Consider the following 21,408-nt stretch of genomic DNA (forward strand, 5'->3'; position numbering starts at 1 on the left):
TTTTAGCGTTAGTTCGTGACGCTGCAGGCCTCGTCAGGCTGTTTTCTCGCGGAGACAAAGACCAGTAGCAACGCCATCCCAGCCACAATTGCCCCCATCACCGGGACAAAACTGTAACCTAAACCACCCGATATCACTGCGCCACCCGCCGCCGCACCTAGCGCATTCCCCAGATTAAACGCACCAATGTTGACCGAGGATGATAAGCCCGGCGCGTCGCTGGCAACGCGCATCACACGCATCTGTAACGGCGGAACTACCGCAAAGGTTGCCGCTCCCCAGACTACCATGCTGATGGCTGCACCCAATTCACTACGCGCCAGTAACGGGATTGCCAGCATAATCACCATCAATAGCAGTAAGAAGCCTTTCAGCGTGCCGTTGACTGAGCGGTCCGCCAGCTTGCCGCCCAGATAGTTACCGATTGAGAACCCGACGCCAATCAGCACCAGCATTCCGGTTACAAAGGCAGGCGTGGCATGGGTGATGCTATGTAGCACCGGTGAAATATAGGTATAGAGCGTGAACATCGCACCGGCGCCCAGCACAGTAGTCAGCAACGCTGACACCACCTGCGGGCGCATGAGCACCGCCAGCTCTCTGCGCACGTTCGGGCGCTCCCCTGCTCCGCCTTTCGGCAACGAGAAGAACAGGCTGACCATCGAGATAACCCCCAGACCCGCCGTTGCCATAAAGGACATGCGCCAGCCGATGGTTTCACCCAGCCAGGTCGCTGCAGGAACGCCACCAATATTGGCGATGGTGAGTCCCATAAACATGGTGGCGACAGCGCTGGCCTGTTTGTGCTTTGGCACCACGCTTGCCGCTACAACCGAGCCGAGACCAAAAAAGGCCCCATGGTTAAGACTGGTCAGAATACGCGACAGCATCAGAGTAGTGTAATCGGGAGATAACGCCGACAGCACGTTGCCGAGCGTAAAAATCGCCATCAGAAAAATCAGCGCATTGCGGCGCCCGCGATGAGAAAGCAATAAGGTCATTAACGGTGCACCGACCATCACCCCTACCGCATAGGCGCTAATTAGCATCCCTGCCGCCGGAATCGAGACATCGACGCCTTTAGCGATGACGGGTAATAACCCCATCGGAGAAAACTCTGTCGTGCCGATACCAAACGCCCCTATCGCCAGCGCCAGTAGTGGATAATTTATTTTCATACAGCGACTCCGTAACGTCGAGCCGTGGCACGACACAGAATAAGAGTCAAAAGCATGACATTGATCGCAAAAATAATAAAGTTAACAAAAATGCAAAAGACTTTTGCTTATTTGCAAACAATAGCAGTGGGAGGACGGGTTGGCGGGATGAGGGAGATAGCTCTCCCTCGGCGATACATCAATGCAGCGCGGCGGTTAAACCACTGGCAACAATCAAACCCAGAACAATAATGGTGGTGACTAACGAAAATTTCAGATCGGTGCTCATCAAGTTTTCTCCTTTTTATTCCCACACAAAAAGTGATATTGCGCATTTTTGCACACTTGAAGGTAAAAATCTCTCACGATTTATATTGATAAATGCTTTTAACTCTTCCCCTTTTCGTAAAGATCAGACAAAATTCCACGCTTACTTGATTAGCGTACCGGCCATTGACCCCTTCCTGACGTTCCGTGTCGTTTTCCTGGCGTACCGCAACCCTGATGTTGCGCGAAGGGTGTGTGAAGGCAAACGTTTACCTGGAGTATTCTCAGGAACTTAGGATATGGTCTGGAGTGAGATGTAATGGCAACAATTAAAGATGTAGCGAAGCGAGCAAACGTTTCCACTACAACCGTATCACACGTAATTAACAAAACACGCTTTGTCGCGGAAGAAACGCGCAATGCCGTCTGGGCAGCAATTAAAGAACTACATTATTCCCCAAGCGCGGTGGCACGCAGTCTGAAGGTGAATCACACTAAATCGATTGGCTTGTTGGCGACCAGCAGCGAAGCCGCCTACTTTGCGGAAATCATCGAAGCCGTTGAGAAGAACTGCTTCCAGAAAGGCTATACGCTGATTCTGGGCAACGCGTGGAACAGCCTCGAGAAACAGCAGGCCTACCTCTCCATGATGGCGCAGAAGCGCGTAGATGGTCTGCTGGTGATGTGTTCTGAATACCCGGAACCTCTGCTTTCCATGCTCGAAGAATATCGCCATATTCCGATGGTGGTGATGGATTGGGGCGAAGCCAAAGCCGATTTTACCGATACGGTCATCGATAACGCCTTTGAAGGCGGTTATATGGCAGGCCGTTATCTGGTTGAACGCGGTCATCGCGAGATTGGTGTGATCCCAGGACCTATGGAGCGTAACACCGGCGCCGGACGCCTGGCGGGCTTTATGAAGGCGATGGAAGAAGCGCTGATTAAAGTGCCTGACAACTGGATTGTCCAGGGCGATTTTGAGCCTGAATCCGGGTATCGCGCCATGCAGCAGATCCTCTCCCAGTCGCACCGCCCGACCGCCGTCTTCTGTGGTGGTGATATCATGGCGATGGGCGCGCTTTGCGCCGCTGACGAGATGGGCCTGCGCGTCCCGCAAGATGTGTCGCTGATTGGTTACGACAACGTGCGTAACGCCCGCTTCTTCACCCCGGCATTAACCACCATTCATCAGCCAAAAGATTCGCTCGGTGAAACGGCCTTTAACATGCTGTTAGACCGTATCGTGAATAAACGCGAAGAGTCACAGTCTATTGAGGTGCACCCGCGCCTGGTAGAACGTCGCTCCGTGGCCGATGGTCCGTTCCGCGATTATCGTCGATAATCTGTTGTGCGGGAGCCTTACTCTGGCTCCCGCAGCCACTCTTTATTCAACGTTTCACTGTCCCCTAAATAGTCCAGCAGCCATCTCAGTGCGGGTGACGTATCGTTTTGCTGCCAGGTCAGGCAACACGCGGCATCAGGAAAGGGATTTTCAAGCTGTAGTGCAACCCATTTTCCGCTGTCGATCCACGGTTTGGAAAAATGCGTCGGCACCATCCCAACACAGAGCCCAGCCGATAAGCAGGTGGCAGATGACTCCCAGTCAGGCACTACCACCCGTTTTTGGTTATCCAGTAGCCAGGTAATACGTTTTGGCAACGTACGGGAGGTATCTTCTCGTACCAGCGACGGCCAATTGCGCAACGTATCGTCACTGAGCGGTCCCGGCATCGACGCCAGCGGATGGTGACTTGCCACCACGCAGTTCCAGCTCAACATTCCCATATCGCGAAACGTATAGCGCCCCCCTACCGGAATAGCCTGCGTCGCGCCAATCGCCAGCTCCACGCGCCCGTCCGATAACGCATCCCAGACGCCGTTAAACACCTCCTGAAAAACGATTAACTCCACATCATCAAAATGACGGTAGAAATCCACAATCATCTGCCGGGTCCGCTCCGGCCTGACAATATTATCGACGGCAATCGCCAGTTGCCCACGCCAGCCGTTGGCAATTTGCTGACATTGTTGGCGAGTGATCTGCATTTTTTTGATAACAGAACGCCCTTCTTTTAAAAACCACGCCCCGGCGGGGGTTAATTCCACATCCCGATGGCGACGTTCGAAAAGAGGCACAGCCAACCACTCCTCCAGTTGACGCACGGTATAGCTCACCGCCGAAGGCACGCGGTGCAACTCCTGGGCGGCAGAACTAAAGCTGCCGTTGCGTGCGACTGCATCCACCACTTCAAGGGAATATTCTGACCACATACTCTGCCTGCAAAAAATTTGAAATCAATAAGCAAATATTAGCGTTTCACAGCAAGAATTTCACTCACTACACTCAGCGGCACTGTTCTATTGCTTATAAAGAGAAATAATGATGCAACCTGGAAAAGGGTTTTTAGTCTGGCTGGCAGGTCTTAGCGTGCTCGGTTTTCTGGCAACGGATATGTATTTGCCAGCATTTGCGGCTATTCAGTCCGATTTGCAAACCCCAGCATCAGCCGTCAGCGCCAGCCTTAGCCTGTTCTTAGCGGGTTTTGCCATCGCGCAACTTCTGTGGGGGCCACTCTCCGACCATTATGGCCGCAAGCCTATTTTGCTACTGGGCCTCTCCATCTTCGCGCTGAGCAGTCTTGGCATGCTTTGGGTCGAAAACGCCACCGGCTTGCTGGTGCTGCGCTTTATCCAGGCTGTGGGTGTCTGTGCGGCGTCGGTTATCTGGCAGGCGTTGGTTGCTGATTATTATCCCTCGCAAAAAGTGAACCGTATCTTTGCCACCATTATGCCGCTGGTCGGGTTATCTCCCGCGCTCGCGCCATTATTAGGCAGTTGGATCCTGATGCATTTTTCCTGGCAGGCTATTTTTGCCACCCTGTTTGCCATCACCCTGATCCTGATGCTGCCGGCCCTGCGCCTGAAGCCCACGGCTAAAGCGCGTGACGATAGCCAGGATAAGCTCACCTTTGCCACCCTGCTGCGCTCCAGAACCTACCGCGGCAACGTGCTGATTTATGCGGCCTGTTCCGCGAGCTTTTTCGCGTGGCTGACCGGCTCGCCGTTTATCCTGAGCGAGATGGGCTATAGCCCGGCCGTCATTGGCCTGAGCTATGTGCCGCAAACCATCGCCTTTTTGATCGGCGGATACGGCTGTCGTGCCGCCCTGCAAAAATGGGAAGGTCGTCAATTACTGCCGTGGCTGCTCATTCTGTATGCGGTGAGCGTTATCGCTACCTGGGCGGTCGGCTTTATTCACCACGTTGCGCTGGCCGAAATCCTGATCCCATTCTGCGTGATGGCAATAGCGAACGGTGCTATCTATCCGATTGTCGTTGCTCAGGCTTTGCGTCCCTTCCCACAGGCAACAGGACGTGCCGCAGCGCTGCAGAATACGCTTCAACTGGGCTTATGCTTCCTGGCAAGTCTGGTTGTGTCGTGGTTGATCAGCACGCCGCTATTCACCACCACCGGCGTCATGCTGTCTACGGTGTTGCTGGCCGCGCTGGGGTACAAAATGCAGTCGCAGAAAGAATGTCGCTCTCACGCTGATGAGGTTTCTACTGCTGCGCCCGGCGAATCACATTCATAGCGCTTGAATAATTAATTAGCGGGCTAATATTTTTTGATTGAACCCACAAAAATTCAGGCCTATACTGATTTCTAGTTGTTACAAAAACGATAATTTTTATGTGTTAACGGGAACACGCATGTTCCCGCTTAACCACGGATGGCCTTTTCGGTAAGGGGTTCTCCCTTCCTCTGTTCTACGTCGGAAAACAGATTCGCGGATTCATTCCGTGAGATTTCTCACAAAGCCCAAAAAAGCGTCTACGCTGTTTTAAGGTTCTGATCACCGACCTGTGATGGAGAAGCTATGAGTTCATCGTGTATAGAAGACGTCAGCGTACCAGATGATGACTGGTATCGAATCACCAGTGAATTATTAAACCGTGCGGGCATTACCATTAATGGTACTGCACCGGCAGATATTCGCGTTAACAACCCCGATTTTTACAAGCGAGTTTTACAGGAAGGTTCGCTGGGTTTAGGTGAAAGTTATATGGATGGCTGGTGGGAATGCGATCGGCTGGACATGTTTTTTACTCAGGTTTTACGTGCCGGCCTTGAAGGCCAACTCCCCCGCCACTTTAAAGACACGCTGCGAATCGCCGCCGCGCGCCTGTTCAATTTACAGAATAAAAAACGCGCGTGGGTTGTCGGAAAAGAACACTACGATTTAGGCAACGATCTCTTCACCCGCATGCTTGATCCCTACATGCAATATTCCTGTGCCTACTGGAAGGACGCCACGACCCTGGAGTCAGCCCAACAGGCGAAGCTCAATATGATCGCCGAAAAATTACAGCTCAAACCGGGGATGCGCGTGCTGGACATTGGCTGCGGCTGGGGAGGCTTGTCCCAGTTTATGGCCGCCCATTACGGCGTCAGCGTCGTGGGGGTGACCATTTCTGCCGAACAGCAGAAACTGGCACAAACACGGTGTGAAGGGCTGGATGTCACTATTTTGCTTGAGGATTACCGCGACCTGCACGATCATTTCGACCGCATTGTCTCCGTTGGCATGTTTGAGCATGTGGGTCCAAAAAACTACAACACCTATTTTGATGTTGTCGATCGCAATTTAAAACCAGAGGGTCTGTTTTTGCTCCACAGCATTGGATCCAGAAAAACCGACAATAACGTCGATCCGTGGATCAATAAGTATATTTTCCCGAATGGTTGCTTGCCGTCCGTGCGCCAGATTGCGAAAGCCAGCGAGCCGCATTTTGTGATGGAAGACTGGCACAACTTTGGCGCCGATTACGATACTACGCTGATGGCCTGGCATACGCGCTTTATGGCAACCTGGCCTGAAATCACCGATCACTACACCGAGCGCTTTAAACGTATGTTCAGCTACTACCTCAACGCCTGTGCCGGCGCATTTCGCGCCCGTGATATTCAGCTCTGGCAGGTGGTGTTCTCACGTGGCGTAGAACACGGTCTGCGCGTTCCACGCTAGTCATTCTCGCCCCCGCCTTCAACGGGGGCCTGGAAACGCGCCGGCTTAGACTTCGCCGGTGACGTGATTTACTGCACTTTCTTTTGCCGCCAGCACGCGCTCAACGGTATCCACGACCGCCTGCGTTTGTGGGTCGATTTCGATGTTGACCCGAGCCCCCAGTTTTTTCTTACCAAGCGTCGTACGCTCCAGCGTTTCCGGGATCAAATGCACGCAAAAACGCGTCGGTGTTACTTCGCCAACCGTCAGGCTGATACCATCAATGCCGATAAATCCTTTGTACAGGATATATTTCATCAACGACGCATCCTGCACCTTAAACCAGATCTGACGATTATTTTCTGAGGTCAGAATTTTTGATATCTCAGCGGTAGTCATAATATGGCCTGACATTAAATGCCCGCCGATCTCATCGCTGAATTTTGCCGCGCGCTCTACGTTGACCCGATCGCCCACTTTAAGCTCGCCCAGATTGGTAATACGCAGCGTTTCTTTCATCAGGTCAAAGCTGATGTGATTGCCGTTAATGTCGGTCACCGTCAGACAACAACCATTGTGTGCAACTGATGCACCCGTCTCCAGGCCATCCAGCATGTATTCAGGTAACTCCACTACATGCGTACGAAAATTTGGTTTCTCATCAATAGACACCAGTTTCGCGGTGCCCTGCACAATACCCGTAAACATACCTCTAACTCCTGAACGTAATTAAGACATATCTGTTGTGCACAATAGCAGGTGAAAATTGCGGTTGCCAGCAATGCACCGCCCCCACCTGTTTTTTCACTGGAGAATTACGTATTCCTCGCTACAATAGACTGCAATTTCCCCTGTATTTTCTTCTTGCTGCCCTCTCAGGCGGCTTTTTTAGTCTCTCAAATAACAACAATATAATGGTGTAAACGTGCAAAAGTATGTAATCGAAGCGCGTCAGTTATTAGCTCTGGCAATTCCGGTGATTCTTGCGCAAATCGCCCAAACCGCAATGGGGTTCGTCGATACCGTCATGGCGGGTGGATACAGCGCGACGGACATGGCTGCCGTCGCTATCGGGACCTCCATTTGGCTCCCGGCCATCTTATTTGGTCACGGACTCCTGCTGGCATTGACGCCAGTCATTGCGCAACTTAACGGATCGGGTCGCCGCGACCGCATTGCTCATCAAATACGCCAGGGTTTCTGGCTGGCGGGCAGCGTATCTGTGCTCATTATGGTGGTGCTCTGGAATGCGGGATACATTATCCGCTCCATGGATAATATCGATCCGGCGCTGGCCGATAAAGCCGTCGGCTACCTGCGCGCGCTGTTGTGGGGCGCGCCTGGCTATTTATTCTTCCAGGTAGCTCGTAACCAATGTGAAGGTCTGGCCAAAACCAAACCGGCGATGGTGATGGGGTTTCTCGGCCTGTTGGTCAACATCCCGGTTAACTACATTTTCATCTATGGGCATTTTGGCATGCCAGAACTCGGCGGCGTAGGCTGCGGCGTTGCCACTGCGGCGGTGTACTGGGTGATGTTTCTCGCCATGTTGTCCTACGTTAAACGTGCGCGCTCAATGCGTGATATTCGCAACGTCCGCGGTTTCCAGAAACCCGATACCGCGGTGATGAAGCGCCTGATCCAGTTGGGCTTACCGATTGCGCTGGCATTATTCTTTGAAGTAACGTTGTTCGCCGTAGTGGCATTGCTGGTTTCCCCGCTGGGGATTGTGGACGTGGCCGGACACCAAATCGCGCTCAACTTTAGCTCGCTCATGTTCGTTCTGCCGATGTCGCTGGCAGCCGCCGTAACGATTCGCGTGGGTTATCGTCTGGGCCAGGGGTCAACGCTTGACGCCCAAACTGCAGCCAGAACCGGGTTGGGCGTCGGTGTTTGCATGGCGGTGTTAACCGCAATGTTCACCGTGACCCTGCGTGAGCACATCGCCCTGCTCTACAACAATAATCCTGAAGTGGTGACGCTAGCTGCCCAGCTCATGTTGCTGGCCGCCGTGTATCAGATATCGGACTCGATTCAGGTCATTGGCAGTGGGATCCTGCGTGGTTATAAAGATACGCGCTCCATTTTCTTTATCACCTTTATCGCTTACTGGGTGTTGGGTTTACCGAGCGGATATATCCTCGCACTGACCGACCTGGTAGTTGAACGCATGGGTCCAGCAGGTTTCTGGATCGGCTTTATTATCGGTCTGACCTCTGCTGCAGTAATGATGATGCTGCGCATGCGTTATCTGCAACGCCAGCCGTCCGCCATTATTTTACAACGCGCGGCGCGATAACACCCCGCAATAGCCGTCCCCCGGCGGCTATTCTCTCCACCCTATTCAGAACGGACTGCCATTGTGGGCGTTGATCGCTTCTCCGCTGACAGGATGCTTAAAATGCAGTTCGCTGGCATGCAGCATCAGTCGTGGCGTCCGTTCTGTACCCGGCAACAGACGCCCCCCGTACAGATCGCAGCCCCAAATGGCGTATCCCAGATGTTGACAGTGAATACGCAACTGATGGGTGCGACCGGTTTCGGGGAAAAGCTGTACCCGCGTTAATGGCAGTACAGTCCCGTCTTTCAGCGGATGATTAAAGCGCTCGACAACCCGATAGCGGGAGCGCGCGGGTTTGCCGCTGATGGCGCATATCGACATCAGCGGAAACAGCGCCGGATCCTTGGCAATAGCAGCGTCTATCACCCCTTCATCCTCGCTCAAATGCCCACAGAGCAAGGCGCTATACACCTTGGTAACAGCGCGCAGGCTGAATTGCTGGCACAGCGCAGCATTGGTAGCCTTATTGCGGGCAATCACCATCAGCCCGGAAGTGCCAAAATCAAGTCGATGCACCAGCGTGCAGCCGGGATAAATCTGAACCAGCCGGTGATGTACCGAGTCGATATTTTGCGGATTTTTTCCCGACAGGCTTAGCAAACCGGTGGGTTTATTGATAAGAAGCAGATGGTCGTCCTGATAGAGGACCTCTATCTCGTCATGGCACGGCGGAGCAATAAAGGTATCAAAGAGAGTAGACATCAGGCAGCCATGATAAAGTACGGGAGCGGATCATAACGAATTTTCAACCGACTGGCGAATCAGCGATCTTTTGCCGTTTATTGTGCAATAAATTAAAAATAAGATACTGACTTACCCGCATCAGCGTTATCCATGGAGGAATTATGTCAAACACACTATTGCAGTTGCACTTTGATTTTCAGGGCCCGTTTGGCGAAGAGATGTCACGCCAGCTTGTCGACCTGGCAGAATCCATTAACCAGGAGCCTGGCTTTATCTGGAAAATCTGGACAGAAAACGAAGCAACCCAGGAAGCCGGCGGCATCTACCTGTTCCAGGACGAAGAAACTGCGCTGGCATATGTTAAAAAGCATACAGCCCGTCTGAAGCCGCTGGGTGTGCAAAACGTGCAATTCAAAATCTTTAATGTCAATGAACCGTTAACGCGCATTAACCACGGCATGGCTGAGTAACATTGTTGCTTTATCACAGGCAAAATAGAGGGCGGCTTTACGTTCAAGCTGCCCTGTAGCGGGAGGTTATGTACTGTTAGCAGACATGACTGCTATCCTTGCTGGTAATAAGAGATCGTCAGGCACATCAAGCATTGCGTTCTTCTGAATGGTGCAATATGTTATCGCTAATCTCTTGTAACTCATTGATCAATCTTGCCACATGAAAACCATCGCACACGGAATGATGTACCTGAATGGCGAGAGGTAACAATACTTTTCCATCCTGGTTGTAGTATTTCCCAATAGTGAACATGGGGGAAAAAAAGTTCTGCATGTTGGCAACGTTGATATTGAAACTGGTAAAACTTACCCAAGGAATGGCCGACACGAAAAATATATTTTCCAGCGACTCTCCCTTAGGCCAGTAAGAAAGGTTATTACCATAACGTGCCATGTCTTCTGCATAAACATGTTGAAAGTGATGAATATTGCCATCGTAGTGACTCCATAATGATGAAAAGGTCTCCGTTTCATTATGGAAAATCGTATAACTTGGATGAACTTCATTCCATATGACAAGCTCATTGTCCTTTATCGCCATACGAAACTCTGTATGTCTGTTTACGACTTTAGAGAGCAGGAAAATAATAGTAGGATAAAATTTCCAGCCAACCTCTTTTATATGTTTTAACAGCGCGGTAATGTCTAAGAGAACTGTTTGGTTAAATGTGCTTTGTGCAAAGGTCTGAAATACCTCAAAATGCTCCTTCCTTGCCCAACAAGATAAGTCAACTGGCGTATATTCTGGGATTGTTTTTTTCATTTTTATTAGCCTTTGATAAGCACGCATACAGACCCGAACCATTTTGGTTGCGAGCGCATTCGTGAGAGTAGCGCATCCTTGTAAATAAGGGAAGGAAATGATAACCCTTTAATATATAAGATGATAAAGGGAGACGTATCGCCTCCCTTGAAGTATTGAACGCGAGCACTATCAATGCGCTAACACGACAACGCTGTCAGTTGCGTATCGTTTATCATTCGAACCAGCAACGGTTGCCATTATCTGCCTGGGAGGCATCGGGGATTTCATCACAAGGCGGCAGAGTGAATCCGTCTCGAGTCACATAATGGCTATGATTTCCTGCTTCTTCATTATAACCCTTATTGTTTTTATGATGATGGTGGCCAGCTCCCTGATAATCATCATTTGCAAGAGGTACCACACAGCCATAGAGGGAACCACAAACCGCAGAAACCATCAGAATTTTAAAAATAGTTTTCATTGATCAACTCGATAAAGATGAAGTGTTATGATGTAACCTACTAAACAGACTACCGCCCACAGTATAAAAATAGGATTATTCATTATTTTAAATTTACGCCCTGTACCTGATCATTAGACTGATTAACGTCTAAAATCATCCGTACACCTTCTTTTGAGACAAATTCTAAAGGTGCGTTATCATCCTGTTCCCAGCCATTAGCAACCAGTAGGGGAACAACCTCACTCAATTTTTTACCGGCTACAGCCTGATCTATAGTGCGTTCAGCGGGGGCTAATTCCGCGTGATGGTGTTTCATGTTTTCGCGTTTACTTTTATGAATATCACATGTGCCGTTACCATCAGTAACTTGTGTGCAACCTGATTTCTCAAGCTGGCTACGGTATGAGGCGCTAATAGCGTTAGCATTACCCACCACAGACAAACAAAGCAACACCATAATTAATTTTGCTTTCATTACATTTACCCTTTGTGTATATCGTCAATGTTTTTATTTACAGCTCACTCAATCATACCGCCACGTATTTTATGCTTTAAAAAGCTTTTCTTTATCCATGGCGATAAACTACATATTTCTGAAGAATATCCCCCCTATATCCAAAATAATTCGAATTTCATAAAGTCAGTAATTGTGTGATAAATTCGTCAGGAACGAATTTGAACAGCCTAAGGCTGGCCCCCGGTGTGGGGTCTTTTATTACTTGATGATCTGGGCATTTGCCACAAATCCTTTTTTATCCTCAATGACGCGCATCAGGTGAGCACCTTTTTTCCAGTCGCCATCTGCCTGCTGACACCAGCCACGCTCTATCAAATATTCTTCTGCGGCGATCCCTTTGAGGTTGATAATATTCTCAGCCTCTTTAACGTACTGCGGCACGTTGGATTCATTTACCGAGTTAGGTGTATGCTTCACGGCGTTTTTTGCATTCTCTGCCTTTGTTTTGTGGATGTCGCACCCCTTGCCAGCATTCATCTCGTTGCAGCCGGAACGCTCCAACTGGGCACGGTACTGTGCGTTGATGGCGTGCGCTGGTGCGGTGGTCATTGCGACTAAGGTCAGGCTAGCGATGAGTACTTTTTTCATTCTTTGGTTTCCAGTTCGTTAAATCCGTTGCACCGCGTCCACGGGCGGTAGTGATATTTCGCGTGTTGAAATATGACCGTCTGGTAAATTCAAGTCAACGGCTGAAAACACCTTGAAATTTGTTCGTTAAATGTTAAAAGCAGCATCTATTTAGCGCATTTACTTCATATGAAAGTTATCATAACAAGTGGGAAATCAGAAGAACGATGAGAAGACACAGTGATATTGAAAGGAAAATATGGTGGCATTGAATACATAAAAGTGAATCTGCATTACACTATGCTCACTTTAATTATAAGCACTGACAATACATTACGATATATAATAAAAATCGGTTTATAATATATTAATGTAGACATTCACACCTGCCCAGCCATTAACTTTTCAATTTCCCCACTCGTCAAGCCTCTCCTCTTAGCAATAACCCTCTATCATCTCTGTCCATATCTGTAACAACCCCTTAAAGAGGGATGCGTATTTATCTCTAAAGGAGTAGTAAAAATAGGACTAAAAATTGATGTAAGTCAATTGGCATCGCGTATTTTTATTTGTGAGCGTCCTTGCGCACAAGTCTAGTATTAAAAAGACAAATTTTAGAATAGAACATTATTCCAGTAAGGTTTATGAGTAACAGGTTATGGTTACGGCTTCCGACAGGGGTTCAGCTCACCGTGGGTATTGCGTACAATGCAGGGTCGATACTCTCTGGAAATGGCTGTGGCGAATACTATGAATCTCAATCGCGGTTGTTATTTGCTGCTGATCCTCGCCGCGATCGGCAGCCTGTTTACATCTCATCCCTTTATTATATGGTTACTGCTCGCCAACGTACTGACGCTGGTGATTTACGGCATGGACAAAATGGCGGCGCGAAAAGCCTGGCGCAGAGTGCCAGAGTTCACATTACTGATGTTTGGCGTTGTCGGCGGATGGCCCGGCGCGATAGCAGGTCAGCAACTCTTTCGCCACAAAACACAAAAACAGCCATTCAAAACCTACTTTATCATCAGCGTATTATTGAGCATCTCCGTGATGGTAGCGGTGTATCAGCTCTATCCTTTTTCGCCTTTCTGAACATTGGCTACGCGCGAACTATACAGCTTTACAACATCTGCCTGATAAAGTCGTGGAGATCGTCGCTGGCCAACTGACATTTTTCAGGTGAAGGATGAATAATCAGGTTCTCTGAGTACCCGTTAAGCATGGCAACGAACTGGCGTGTAACACGTTCGGCATCCAGCGCCCGGAACGCTTTCAACCCCACACCTTCACGAATAATGTCGGCGATCATTTCCATCCAGCAATTCATATTGCGCTCTGCAAGCTCTGCGTAAGCGGCGTCATGGCTCGCCAGACGCCATAAAGAGTCATAAAGCTGCCAGACGGCATCCGGACCTTCAGGAAGGTAGTATTTGATCAATACGCTTAACTTTTCGTGAGGTTCGCGCCCGGCTAACGATTCGGCTAAATCGTCCAGCTCTTGTTGCATAAATCTTTCCAGCGCGGCGAGGCACAGTGACTGCCAGTCCTTAAAGTAGTGATAGATATGGCTGCGAGAAAGGCCGAGATGTTCCGTCAACTCCCGGGTTGTCACCTTCTCTATCCCTTTTTCGATAAACAGCGCCACCGCGCCATCCAGAATTCGTACTCTCAACTCTTCTGTCTTTTTTTTCATCAATTCACCCCGCATTGACTTTGAGCAACCGCTCAAATACACTCGACCTGCAATAATTGAGCAACCGCTCAATTATTAATTTTAACAGAATCACAGATAATGATAAGCCTGAAGAGTCACGATAAATCCACATCTTTATACAGTGCAGTTGGCACGCTTAAGTCTCTGGCCCGCCGCCACCGTAAAAAACTCCTGGTCACATTTCTTCTCGTAGTTGCCGAGAACCTGACGTATCTGCTGTATCCGCTAATGGCCGGCTTTGCCATCAATGCAATTATTGCGGGTAACGCCTTACACGCGGTTTTTTATGCCGTTGTGGTCTTTATTATGTGGGCCATAGGGGCGGCTCGTCGGAGTGTTGATACCCGTACATTTACCCGGATCTATGCTGAGTTGGCTGTTCCCGTCATTCTCGCTCAACGTCGGGACAATCAAAATACCTCGACCATTGCAGCACGGGTCGCGCTTTCCCGCGAGTTCGTCGATTTTTTTGAAAAGCATCTGCCTGCGCTGATCACCTCGATCGCCTCTATTCTGGGGGCTGCCATCATGCTGCTGGTTATAGAGTTGTGGACGGGTGTGGCCTGCCTTGTCATTCTTGGTTTTTTTTCACTGTTCCTGAGCAGCTATACGCGCAAAAACGAAGCGCTTTTCCTGCGATTAAATAATCGACTCGAAAAAGAGATAGCCATGGTCAATAGTGCCGCCGCCTCCCCGCTCGGCAAACATTACCGCCTGTTGTCCAGGCTGCGTATTTGTTTATCCGACCGTGAGGCGCTGGGTTACTTGTCCATTGGCATTGTGGTCGCTCTGTTATTTGGCATGACGATCCTCATCATGACGTTCGGCGACGGGGCTGATGCGGGTCACATTTACTCTGTGATGACCTATATGTGGATGTTTGCCATGAGCCTGGATGATGCTCCGCAGTTGCTGGAAAAGTATTCTCAGCTCAAAGATATTGGTAAACGAGTAAACACCGGACATGAATAAACCCCGGTAGACTCACGTCCATTTCGCTCAGCGTGCCCTGGCACGCCGACAGTTGCAGGTTGGTAAATCCGCTGAACAGTTCTATAGTCGGGACTGCTTCTTATTTACAGGATCCACTAATGCGTTTTAACGGACTGACCAAAGGTTTTTTCATTTTCATTCTCGCCCTGGTGACGTGGGCGTTCTTTGATGTGCTGTCCCCTTACTTTTCCGCCATTCTGTGGGCCGCAATATTAACCACTATTTTTAATCCGGTGAAAAACAAACTGCGCAGCACGCTGGGCGATCGCAACGGGCTGGCGTCGCTTATCACCATTGGCATTATCTGCCTGATTGTCTTTATTCCCCTGATGGTGATCCTGTCATCACTGGCTATCGAACTGAACGTGGTGTACAGCAAGCTGCAACAGAACAACACGCAGTTCCCGGAAGTCGTCACCGCGATCCTGTCGTATCTCCCTGACTGGGCCAGAGGATTCCTTGCGGACCACCATCTGGATAACGTGGCACAAATTCAGCAAAAGCTCTCCGATGTTGCATTACAGGGCGGGCAGTACCTCGCCGGCAGTGCATTCCTGATTGGCAAAGGGACATTCGGCTTTGCCATCAGCTTTGGCATCATGCTGTATCTGCTGTTTTTCCTGCTCAAGGACGGGCCGTACCTGGTGCGTCAGATTCTGGATTCTTTACCGCTGACCGATTTCGCTAAACAGCACCTGTTTGCCAAATTTGTCGGTGTCACCCGCGCCACGGTAAAAGGCACAGCGGTGGTCGCGGTGGTTCAGGGCACACTCGGTGGCATTGCTTTTGCCATTGTGGACATCGACGGCAGCGTTCTGTGGGGCGCATTGATGGCGTTTCTCTCACTGGTGCCTGCGGTGGGTTCAGCCATTGTCTGGGTACCCGCGGCAATTTTCCTCTTTGCCACGCAGCAGTTGTGGCAAGGACTGTTTATCGTCGGATTCTTCGTCATTATCGTCGGGCTGGTAGACAATATTTTGCGCCCATTACTGGTGGGCAAAGACACCAAGATGCCCGATTATCTAATTTTGATTTCCACCCTCGGCGGGATGGAGATTTACGGTATCAACGGGTTTGTCATTGGCCCGTTGATCGCGGCACTGTTCCTTGCCTGCTGGAATCTGTTATCCGGGCGCGATCACGAGGGCAACGTGGAGGAGATCGATAAAGACTTTATGGAAGAAGGAAAAAATCCTCCAGATTTATAACGGTATGACGATAACAAAGGGCGACCACGGGGTCGCCTTTTTATTGTCACGCAAAATCATACGTTTTCTATAATTTCAATCATGCACATTCATTACTCGTCGCAAAAGGAATAAACAGGTGCGAATAGCCACAATCACCAACTGGGCCTACAGTGCGACGGTATGCCTGACCCTCGCCTCCGGCGTGGTCATGCTAATGGCGTCAAGCGCCGATAACACCGAACGACAGGCGGTAGAACAGCGGTATATATTCGATCAGCTGACCGAAGAAGTTGAAATTGACGCCTGGTCACTGTCCGATCTGGCGCGCCTGTATGTGGTCAGTAAAGATCCTGATGCGTTGCAAGCTTACCAACAGAAAGAGACCTCGCTAAAAGCCGTTGAGCACCGATTGACGAAACTGAAGGATACCGGTGCATCAGGGGAAGAATTGGCGCTCCTGCACGAGGGATTGCAAATTGTTGATACGCTACAGAACGAACAACAGACGGCGATCGAAAGCGTCGCGCGCGGAGAGCAGGCGCAGGCTATCGCCCTGCTCTTCGGTAAATCCTATGAGCAGGAGCTCGAACGGACGCAGGATAAAATAGACCATTTCCGCCAGATGCTCGACAGCCGCGCCCGCAACGCCATTGAGGACGCCACGCAGACGTCCCGTACACTGCGCACGCTGTCCGAAGTGATGGTCGGACTGACGGCACTACTGTTTTTGTTTGTCCTCGGCTTTATTTTAAAACGTCGGGTGCTGCGCCCCGTCGTGCGACTGAGCGACGTCGTTCATCGACTGGCCTCGCAGGATTACGCGGTTGAAACACCTAACTTTAACCAGATTGATGAAATCGGCGATATGGCACAGGCCATCCGCATTTTTCGCGAGAACGGCCTGGTACGGCAGCGGCTGGAGAAAGAGCGTGACGCCGACTGGGCGATACGCGAACTGTTGGCACGGATGACTCAGCGCTTACAGGGCTGTGAGAACTTCGCTGACGTTATCAATGTTGCACAACTGTTCGCGCCGAATATTGCTCCCGGCGTCGCCGGACGCCTCTACATTCTTGACCGGGAACCGTGGCAGATGCGCTGCGTCGCTGAGTGGCTTTCTCCGCAGGGAAAAGCAGATGCCTTCCACCCGGACGAATGCTGGGCCGTGCGTCGCGGGCAGAGTCATCCCCCGGTCCACGGCGAGCCGGACATCGCCTGCTACCATCTGCCAGAGTCATGTCAGGATCACACGCTGTGTGTGCCGTTGATTGCTCAAGGTGAGGCTATCGGCCTGCTCTCATTTCAGAATCTCAGCGATGATACCGCGCCTTCCCGCGCGTATCTGGAACTGATGGCAGAAGCGCTCGGTCTGGCATTAGCTAATCAGCGTCTGCGCGATGCGTTACTGGAAAAAGCACTCTACGACCCGCTGACAGGTCTGCGCAATCGCCATCATCTGGAAGACACTTTGCGCACCCAGATGGGCCAGGCGATACATAATCAGACACCCATCAGTTGCCTGATGATTGATATTGATCACTTCAAAGATGTCAACGATCGGTTCGGCCACGAGGCGGGCGATGGCGTTATCAAGGGCGTTGCCGCGATTATTCAGCGCGCCATACGCGACAGTGGGATGGCGTTCCGCTACGGTGGTGAAGAGTTTTTGGTCCTGCTCAGCGGCATGGGTGAAGAAGAGGCTAACCGCATGGCGACGGATATCTACAACGGTGTGCATGCGCTTACGCTGCGCTTTGGGACGTCGGACATCAGCCATATCGACGTGTCTATTGGCGTTGCCAGCTACCCACAGCACGCCCAAAGCGACAACCTGCTGCGCGCCGCTGACGTGGCCCTGTATCGCGCCAAAGAGTTGGGCCGGTCACGAATTGTGAGCTTCGGTATGCTGCAAGCGAGCTAAACGCGGGCATATCACGATATGTTATTGCCTGCAAGAGCATAAACCAATACGAAATTGCACGTTGTCATGGCATGGTAGAGCGTGAGATGACCGGAGAACAACAAGAGGACTATACGATGAAGCACATTGATTTTTACATGATAGATGCCTTTACCGACACCACTTTTGGTGGCAATGCCGCCGCAGTGTGTCCTCTTACAGAATGGTTGCCCGATGAGATATTATTAAAAATGTCTCAGCAACATAACCAGTCAGAAACCGCCTTCTTTGTCACCACCGATAGCGGCTTTGAGCTACGTTGGTTTACCACTCAGGGTGAAATCAATTTATGCGGGCATGCCACACTGGCTGCTGCACACGTCATCTTTGAACATCTTGACTACCCGGACACCACAATTCACTTCGAAACCCGATTTGTTGGCCCGCTGACCGTGACCCGCAGTGGCGAATGGCTGACGCTTGATTTCCCCGCCTGGAATACCGAATCGGTTATACCGCCGCCTTTACTATTGGAAACGCTGGGTATCACGGAATACAAAGAAGTCCGCGTGGCACGTGATTACATGGTCGTTATGGAGAATCAGCAGCAGATTACAGCAGTACGCCCGGATATTCACGCCATGCTTCCGCTGGGAAAAATGGTCTGCATTACGGCGCCAGGCGATGGGGAATACGATTTTGTCAGTCGTTTCTTCTGCCCAGGCGAGGCCGTTGCGGAAGACCCTGTCACAGGTTCGGCACATAGCATGCTCATTCCATACTGGGCTGAGAAACTGAACAAAACACAGATGCTGGCACGCCAGGTGTCCGAGCGCGGCGGGGATTTACGCTGCAAGTTAGTGGGCGATCGTGTCCATATTGGTGGTCAAGCCACAACGTATCTGACAGGTAAAGTACAGTTGCGTGAGAACGCGCGATAACAACGGTTGTCACGCCAATCAGCTCGCAGCGTGCATGGCTTTACCTCTTCATCACACCATGATATGTTCATTAAATGAATACAAAACACGATGTAAACAGCGTTAATAACAACCTGTGGTGGCAGCCTTCTTAAAGGCGGCCAGAATGTGTTTTCCCCATTTTAAATAACCGTCGAAAGGCGGTTATTTGCATTTGAAAGACCCCTTTCGGTTTGATGACTAAGGAGTCTGACATGAACAACAAAACCATTATTCTTACTGGCGATCGCCCAACCGGCCCATTACATCTCGGCCACTTTGTTGGCTCGCTACGCCAGCGTGTTGCCCTGCAACGTGAGTATCAACAGTTTGTGCTGGTCGCTGATCTTCAGGGGCTTACCGATAACGGCAGCAATCCGCAAAAGATCCGCAATAACATCCCCGAAGTGCTCGCCGATTATCTTGCCGCGGGGATTGATCCTTCACTCACGACAATTTGCTTGCAGTCTGCTCTACCGGCGCTTGCTGAACTGACTGCGCTTTATATGAACATTGTTACCGTGGCGCGCGTAGAGCGTAACCCAACGGTAAAAAATGAAATTATGCAAAAAGGGTTCACCCGCTCTTTGCCGGTTGGTTTCCTGGTTTACCCGATCAGCCAGGCGGCAGATATTACGGCCTTCAAAGCCAACGTTGTTCCCGTCGGCGACGATCAATTACCGATGCTCGAGCAGACTAACGAAATTGTACATAAGATGAATAGCCTGTTACCGACTCCCGTTTTACAGCATTGTAAGGCAATGCTCAGCGAAACCAGCCGCCTCCCGGGTATCGACGGCAACGCCAAAATGTCGAAATCACTTGGCAATACGTTGCTCCTTTCTGCCAGCGAAGAGGCCATTCATCGCGCGGTCAGCGCCATGTACACCGACCCTCACCATTTAAAAGTGACCGACCCGGGGCAGATAGACGGCAATATAGTGTTCACATATCTGGACGCATTTCACCCGAACAAAGCAAAAGTTGCGGAGATGAAAGCGAACTATCAACAAGGCAGGCTGGGGGATAAAACCTGTAAAAATGAGCTGGAGGTGTGTTTACAAGAACTCATTGCCCCCATGCGAGAACGCCGTGCGACCTACATCCAGGATAAGGGCATGTTGATGGCGCTATTGCAAAAAGGGAGCGAGCGGGCGCACGACGTCACGCAGAAAACAGTAAGGGAAGTGAAGTGTGGGCTGGGATTACCCGTTTTCTGACACGCGCAATTTCCCGCTTCTCAGCAGCGCCATCTCTTGCTTGCAGAGCAGCACCACAGCCTGACGTCCCTTGACACGGCGGGATGTCAGAGCCCTTTTCACCGTACGGCGACTCGCGCCAGATTCCAGCATCTGAAAACACATCAGGGAGAGCGTCGGATTATTTTTCATCAAAAATTCACTTGGTTGAGTTAGCCAGTAGCGTTGCGGCAGAAAGCGGACATTTTACGCTAATCCGGGCACGGCTTAAACCCGGTCTACGGGTAGGTCCTGTTGCAGAATTCCCCATGGTGAAACCGAACAAAAAACAACCAGGCTGATATAATTGAAGAGCGGCCATGTGCGTAATCAAGCTAAGGAGGTGCGCAATGGACAAAGCAGATGTGAAATCATTCGATATACCAGATGAGGTTCGCGAGTTTGCGAATGGACGACTGGAACTTCTCAATATCAGCGGAGCCATCGTCGGACGTGCGGTGCTGGAGCCCGGCTGGCGATGGGCGACATCGATCCAGTCGATAGCGGGAACAAAGAGTTGTGAAGCCCCGCATTTTCAATACCACGTAGCCGGGGTGCTGCGGGTAAAAATGGACGATGGCAGTGAATTTGATTGCCGCCCCGGCGATCTGTCACGCATCCCTCCAGGGCACGATGCCTGGGTCGTCGGGGATGAGTCGGTGGTCATTGTTGACTTTCAGGGCATGGTCGACTGGGCCAGACATAAAGATACCGGCTGTAACGACTCGCCATAACAGCAAAAAGCCCCGGATGATCGCGACAATCACGACGATAACGGGGCTGATGCCTCTGAAGTTTGCGCAATTTATCAGATGCTGAACATGACGTTCAGGTTCAGTTGGCGGGCAGCAAAGTAACCTCACTGCCGCCAGAAATTTGACAGGCTCCGGCTGACAAAACCTGTATGAAACAATGGCAAGCCTCTTCCTGAGGCCTGCCATGACTTTATGACCTAGAAGCTGTATTTCACCCCTACCATCGCAGATGAGTCGCTGTAGCCTTTGTCACCGACCTGGACGCCCACGTTACCCCACAGATTCAGGTGGTCGTTCAGCTTGCCTTCCACGCCGGTTTTGATTTCTCCGAGATTGCGCGCCCCGTCCTGATACACGCTCACCCCGTCCATCTTCGTACCAAAATCATGCGTGTT

24 protein-coding genes are annotated in these 21,408 nt (G+C 50.7%); 12 read left to right on the top strand and 12 right to left on the bottom strand.

The features are described from left to right. Positions 1–8 precede the first annotated feature (8 nt). Both M2374_RS14330 and cydH read right to left on the bottom strand, forming a co-directional pair. Complete coding sequence (locus M2374_RS14330; protein WP_115258577.1) at positions 9–1,178, bottom strand: MFS transporter; 1,170 nt, start codon at positions 1,176–1,178, stop codon at positions 9–11. Positions 1,179–1,356: 178 nt separating this feature from the next. Beyond that, on the bottom strand, positions 1,357–1,446 hold the full coding sequence (gene cydH / locus M2374_RS14335; protein WP_072036634.1) for a cytochrome bd-I accessory subunit CydH: 90 nt from the start codon (positions 1,444–1,446) through the stop codon (positions 1,357–1,359). Positions 1,447–1,743: 297 nt separating this feature from the next. Here cydH and purR point away from each other — a divergent pair, with 297 nt between their 5' ends. Next, the gene (gene purR / locus M2374_RS14340) at positions 1,744–2,769 is read left to right on the top strand and encodes an HTH-type transcriptional repressor PurR (protein WP_096757161.1); all 1,026 of its coding nucleotides are present in this window, start codon (positions 1,744–1,746) and stop codon (positions 2,767–2,769) included. Between the two features lie 17 nt (positions 2,770–2,786). Here the strand turns inward: purR and punR are convergent, their stop codons facing one another. Next, positions 2,787–3,698, bottom strand: coding sequence for a DNA-binding transcriptional activator PunR (gene punR / locus M2374_RS14345; RefSeq protein ID WP_096757162.1), 912 nt, complete (start codon positions 3,696–3,698; stop codon positions 2,787–2,789). Positions 3,699–3,810: 112 nt separating this feature from the next. On the opposite strand from punR, the gene punC reads away from it, so the two are divergent. Further along, the gene (punC, locus tag M2374_RS14350; RefSeq protein WP_096757163.1) at positions 3,811–5,019 is read left to right on the top strand and encodes a purine nucleoside transporter PunC; all 1,209 of its coding nucleotides are present in this window, start codon (positions 3,811–3,813) and stop codon (positions 5,017–5,019) included. Positions 5,020–5,304: 285 nt separating this feature from the next. After that, positions 5,305–6,453: a cyclopropane fatty acyl phospholipid synthase gene (gene cfa, locus M2374_RS14355; protein WP_174360827.1), complete on the top strand. Its 1,149-nt coding sequence runs from the start codon at positions 5,305–5,307 to the stop codon at positions 6,451–6,453. 45 nt (positions 6,454–6,498) lie between these two features. Here the strand turns inward: cfa and M2374_RS14360 are convergent, their stop codons facing one another. Continuing rightward, entirely contained in the window at positions 6,499–7,140 is a 642-nt protein-coding gene (locus M2374_RS14360) for a riboflavin synthase subunit alpha (RefSeq protein ID WP_096757165.1), read from the bottom strand. Positions 7,141–7,357: 217 nt separating this feature from the next. Here M2374_RS14360 and mdtK point away from each other — a divergent pair, with 217 nt between their 5' ends. Next, entirely contained in the window at positions 7,358–8,731 is a 1,374-nt protein-coding gene (gene mdtK / locus M2374_RS14365; protein ID WP_181688163.1) for an MdtK family multidrug efflux MATE transporter, read from the top strand. Positions 8,732–8,776: 45 nt separating this feature from the next. Here the strand turns inward: mdtK and M2374_RS14370 are convergent, their stop codons facing one another. Next, entirely contained in the window at positions 8,777–9,475 is a 699-nt protein-coding gene (locus M2374_RS14370) for an RluA family pseudouridine synthase (RefSeq protein WP_115258581.1), read from the bottom strand. Between the two features lie 143 nt (positions 9,476–9,618). Here M2374_RS14370 and M2374_RS14375 point away from each other — a divergent pair, with 143 nt between their 5' ends. Further along, entirely contained in the window at positions 9,619–9,927 is a 309-nt protein-coding gene (locus M2374_RS14375) for a monooxygenase (protein WP_096757168.1), read from the top strand. Positions 9,928–10,054: 127 nt separating this feature from the next. On the opposite strand, the gene catA is transcribed toward M2374_RS14375, so the two are convergent. From catA to M2374_RS14395, 4 genes are all read right to left on the bottom strand, one after another. Further along, the gene (gene catA, locus M2374_RS14380; RefSeq protein WP_181595445.1) at positions 10,055–10,732 is read right to left on the bottom strand and encodes a type A chloramphenicol O-acetyltransferase; all 678 of its coding nucleotides are present in this window, start codon (positions 10,730–10,732) and stop codon (positions 10,055–10,057) included. 214 nt (positions 10,733–10,946) lie between these two features. After that, complete coding sequence (locus tag M2374_RS14385) at positions 10,947–11,195, bottom strand: hypothetical protein (RefSeq protein ID WP_135912098.1); 249 nt, start codon at positions 11,193–11,195, stop codon at positions 10,947–10,949. An 82-nt stretch (positions 11,196–11,277) separates the two neighbouring features. Then, on the bottom strand, positions 11,278–11,652 hold the full coding sequence (locus tag M2374_RS14390) for a hypothetical protein (RefSeq protein WP_115258584.1): 375 nt from the start codon (positions 11,650–11,652) through the stop codon (positions 11,278–11,280). A gap of 240 nt (positions 11,653–11,892) precedes the next feature. After that, the gene (locus M2374_RS14395) at positions 11,893–12,282 is read right to left on the bottom strand and encodes a hypothetical protein (RefSeq protein ID WP_181688164.1); all 390 of its coding nucleotides are present in this window, start codon (positions 12,280–12,282) and stop codon (positions 11,893–11,895) included. A gap of 729 nt (positions 12,283–13,011) precedes the next feature. On the opposite strand from M2374_RS14395, the gene M2374_RS14400 reads away from it, so the two are divergent. Then, complete coding sequence (locus M2374_RS14400) at positions 13,012–13,356, top strand: DUF1294 domain-containing protein (RefSeq protein WP_117343122.1); 345 nt, start codon at positions 13,012–13,014, stop codon at positions 13,354–13,356. Between the two features lie 28 nt (positions 13,357–13,384). Here M2374_RS14400 and M2374_RS14405 read toward each other — a convergent pair whose 3' ends face one another. Then, complete coding sequence (locus M2374_RS14405) at positions 13,385–13,957, bottom strand: TetR/AcrR family transcriptional regulator (RefSeq protein WP_115258586.1); 573 nt, start codon at positions 13,955–13,957, stop codon at positions 13,385–13,387. Between the two features lie 99 nt (positions 13,958–14,056). Here M2374_RS14405 and M2374_RS14410 point away from each other — a divergent pair, with 99 nt between their 5' ends. The 5 genes from M2374_RS14410 (at position 14,057) to trpS (ending at position 20,240) form a co-directional block, all read left to right on the top strand. After that, positions 14,057–14,950: an ABC transporter six-transmembrane domain-containing protein gene (locus M2374_RS14410; RefSeq protein WP_181688165.1), complete on the top strand. Its 894-nt coding sequence runs from the start codon at positions 14,057–14,059 to the stop codon at positions 14,948–14,950. 119 nt (positions 14,951–15,069) lie between these two features. Further along, positions 15,070–16,179, top strand: coding sequence for an AI-2E family transporter (locus M2374_RS14415; protein ID WP_181688166.1), 1,110 nt, complete (start codon positions 15,070–15,072; stop codon positions 16,177–16,179). A 118-nt stretch (positions 16,180–16,297) separates the two neighbouring features. Then, positions 16,298–18,082, top strand: a complete 1,785-nt coding sequence (locus tag M2374_RS14420) for a diguanylate cyclase (protein ID WP_181631254.1) — start codon at positions 16,298–16,300, stop codon at positions 18,080–18,082. Between the two features lie 116 nt (positions 18,083–18,198). Beyond that, positions 18,199–19,002 carry a PhzF family phenazine biosynthesis protein gene (locus tag M2374_RS14425; protein WP_153879516.1) on the top strand — a complete coding sequence of 268 codons (804 nt, stop codon included), beginning with the start codon at positions 18,199–18,201 and terminating at the stop codon, positions 19,000–19,002. Positions 19,003–19,235: 233 nt separating this feature from the next. Next, positions 19,236–20,240 carry a tryptophan--tRNA ligase gene (trpS, locus tag M2374_RS14430; RefSeq protein WP_181688167.1) on the top strand — a complete coding sequence of 335 codons (1,005 nt, stop codon included), beginning with the start codon at positions 19,236–19,238 and terminating at the stop codon, positions 20,238–20,240. Here the strand turns inward: trpS and M2374_RS14435 are convergent. Further along, the gene (locus M2374_RS14435) at positions 20,226–20,411 is read right to left on the bottom strand and encodes a hypothetical protein (RefSeq protein ID WP_115258589.1); all 186 of its coding nucleotides are present in this window, start codon (positions 20,409–20,411) and stop codon (positions 20,226–20,228) included. The genes trpS and M2374_RS14435 overlap by 15 nt on opposite strands. 197 nt (positions 20,412–20,608) lie before the next feature. Between M2374_RS14435 and M2374_RS14440 the strand changes: the two genes are divergently transcribed. After that, positions 20,609–20,992, top strand: coding sequence for a cupin domain-containing protein (locus M2374_RS14440; protein ID WP_174360820.1), 384 nt, complete (start codon positions 20,609–20,611; stop codon positions 20,990–20,992). A gap of 218 nt (positions 20,993–21,210) precedes the next feature. On the opposite strand, the gene M2374_RS14445 is transcribed toward M2374_RS14440, so the two are convergent. After that, a partial coding sequence (locus M2374_RS14445; protein WP_259155230.1) for an autotransporter outer membrane beta-barrel domain-containing protein occupies positions 21,211–21,408 on the bottom strand: 198 nt, incomplete at its 5' end.

This window comes from Citrobacter sp. JUb117 (assembly GCF_024809055.1).
In the GTDB taxonomy this organism is placed as follows: Bacteria; Pseudomonadota; Gammaproteobacteria; order Enterobacterales; family Enterobacteriaceae; genus Citrobacter; species Citrobacter gillenii.

Coding starts and splice junctions, on each gene's coding strand:
- M2374_RS14385 (WP_135912098.1), bottom strand. CDS start 11,195: ATGAAAACTATTTTTAAAATTCTGATGGTTTCTGCGGTTTGTGGTTCC.
- M2374_RS14435 (WP_115258589.1), bottom strand. CDS start 20,411: ATGAAAAATAATCCGACGCTCTCCCTGATGTGTTTTCAGATGCTGGAA.
- M2374_RS14370 (WP_115258581.1), bottom strand. CDS start 9,475: ATGTCTACTCTCTTTGATACCTTTATTGCTCCGCCGTGCCATGACGAG.
- trpS (WP_181688167.1), top strand. CDS start 19,236: ATGAACAACAAAACCATTATTCTTACTGGCGATCGCCCAACCGGCCCA.
- catA (WP_181595445.1), bottom strand. CDS start 10,732: ATGAAAAAAACAATCCCAGAATATACGCCAGTTGACTTATCTTGTTGG.
- M2374_RS14330 (WP_115258577.1), bottom strand. CDS start 1,178: ATGAAAATAAATTATCCACTACTGGCGCTGGCGATAGGGGCGTTTGGT.
- punR (WP_096757162.1), bottom strand. CDS start 3,698: ATGTGGTCAGAATATTCCCTTGAAGTGGTGGATGCAGTCGCACGCAAC.
- M2374_RS14440 (WP_174360820.1), top strand. CDS start 20,609: ATGGACAAAGCAGATGTGAAATCATTCGATATACCAGATGAGGTTCGC.
- M2374_RS14400 (WP_117343122.1), top strand. CDS start 13,012: ATGAATCTCAATCGCGGTTGTTATTTGCTGCTGATCCTCGCCGCGATC.
- punC (WP_096757163.1), top strand. CDS start 3,811: ATGCAACCTGGAAAAGGGTTTTTAGTCTGGCTGGCAGGTCTTAGCGTG.
- cfa (WP_174360827.1), top strand. CDS start 5,305: ATGAGTTCATCGTGTATAGAAGACGTCAGCGTACCAGATGATGACTGG.
- M2374_RS14360 (WP_096757165.1), bottom strand. CDS start 7,140: ATGTTTACGGGTATTGTGCAGGGCACCGCGAAACTGGTGTCTATTGAT.
- M2374_RS14415 (WP_181688166.1), top strand. CDS start 15,070: ATGCGTTTTAACGGACTGACCAAAGGTTTTTTCATTTTCATTCTCGCC.
- M2374_RS14425 (WP_153879516.1), top strand. CDS start 18,199: ATGAAGCACATTGATTTTTACATGATAGATGCCTTTACCGACACCACT.
- cydH (WP_072036634.1), bottom strand. CDS start 1,446: ATGAGCACCGATCTGAAATTTTCGTTAGTCACCACCATTATTGTTCTG.
- M2374_RS14395 (WP_181688164.1), bottom strand. CDS start 12,282: ATGAAAAAAGTACTCATCGCTAGCCTGACCTTAGTCGCAATGACCACC.
- M2374_RS14390 (WP_115258584.1), bottom strand. CDS start 11,652: ATGAAAGCAAAATTAATTATGGTGTTGCTTTGTTTGTCTGTGGTGGGT.
- M2374_RS14375 (WP_096757168.1), top strand. CDS start 9,619: ATGTCAAACACACTATTGCAGTTGCACTTTGATTTTCAGGGCCCGTTT.
- purR (WP_096757161.1), top strand. CDS start 1,744: ATGGCAACAATTAAAGATGTAGCGAAGCGAGCAAACGTTTCCACTACA.
- M2374_RS14410 (WP_181688165.1), top strand. CDS start 14,057: ATGATAAGCCTGAAGAGTCACGATAAATCCACATCTTTATACAGTGCA.
- M2374_RS14405 (WP_115258586.1), bottom strand. CDS start 13,957: ATGAAAAAAAAGACAGAAGAGTTGAGAGTACGAATTCTGGATGGCGCG.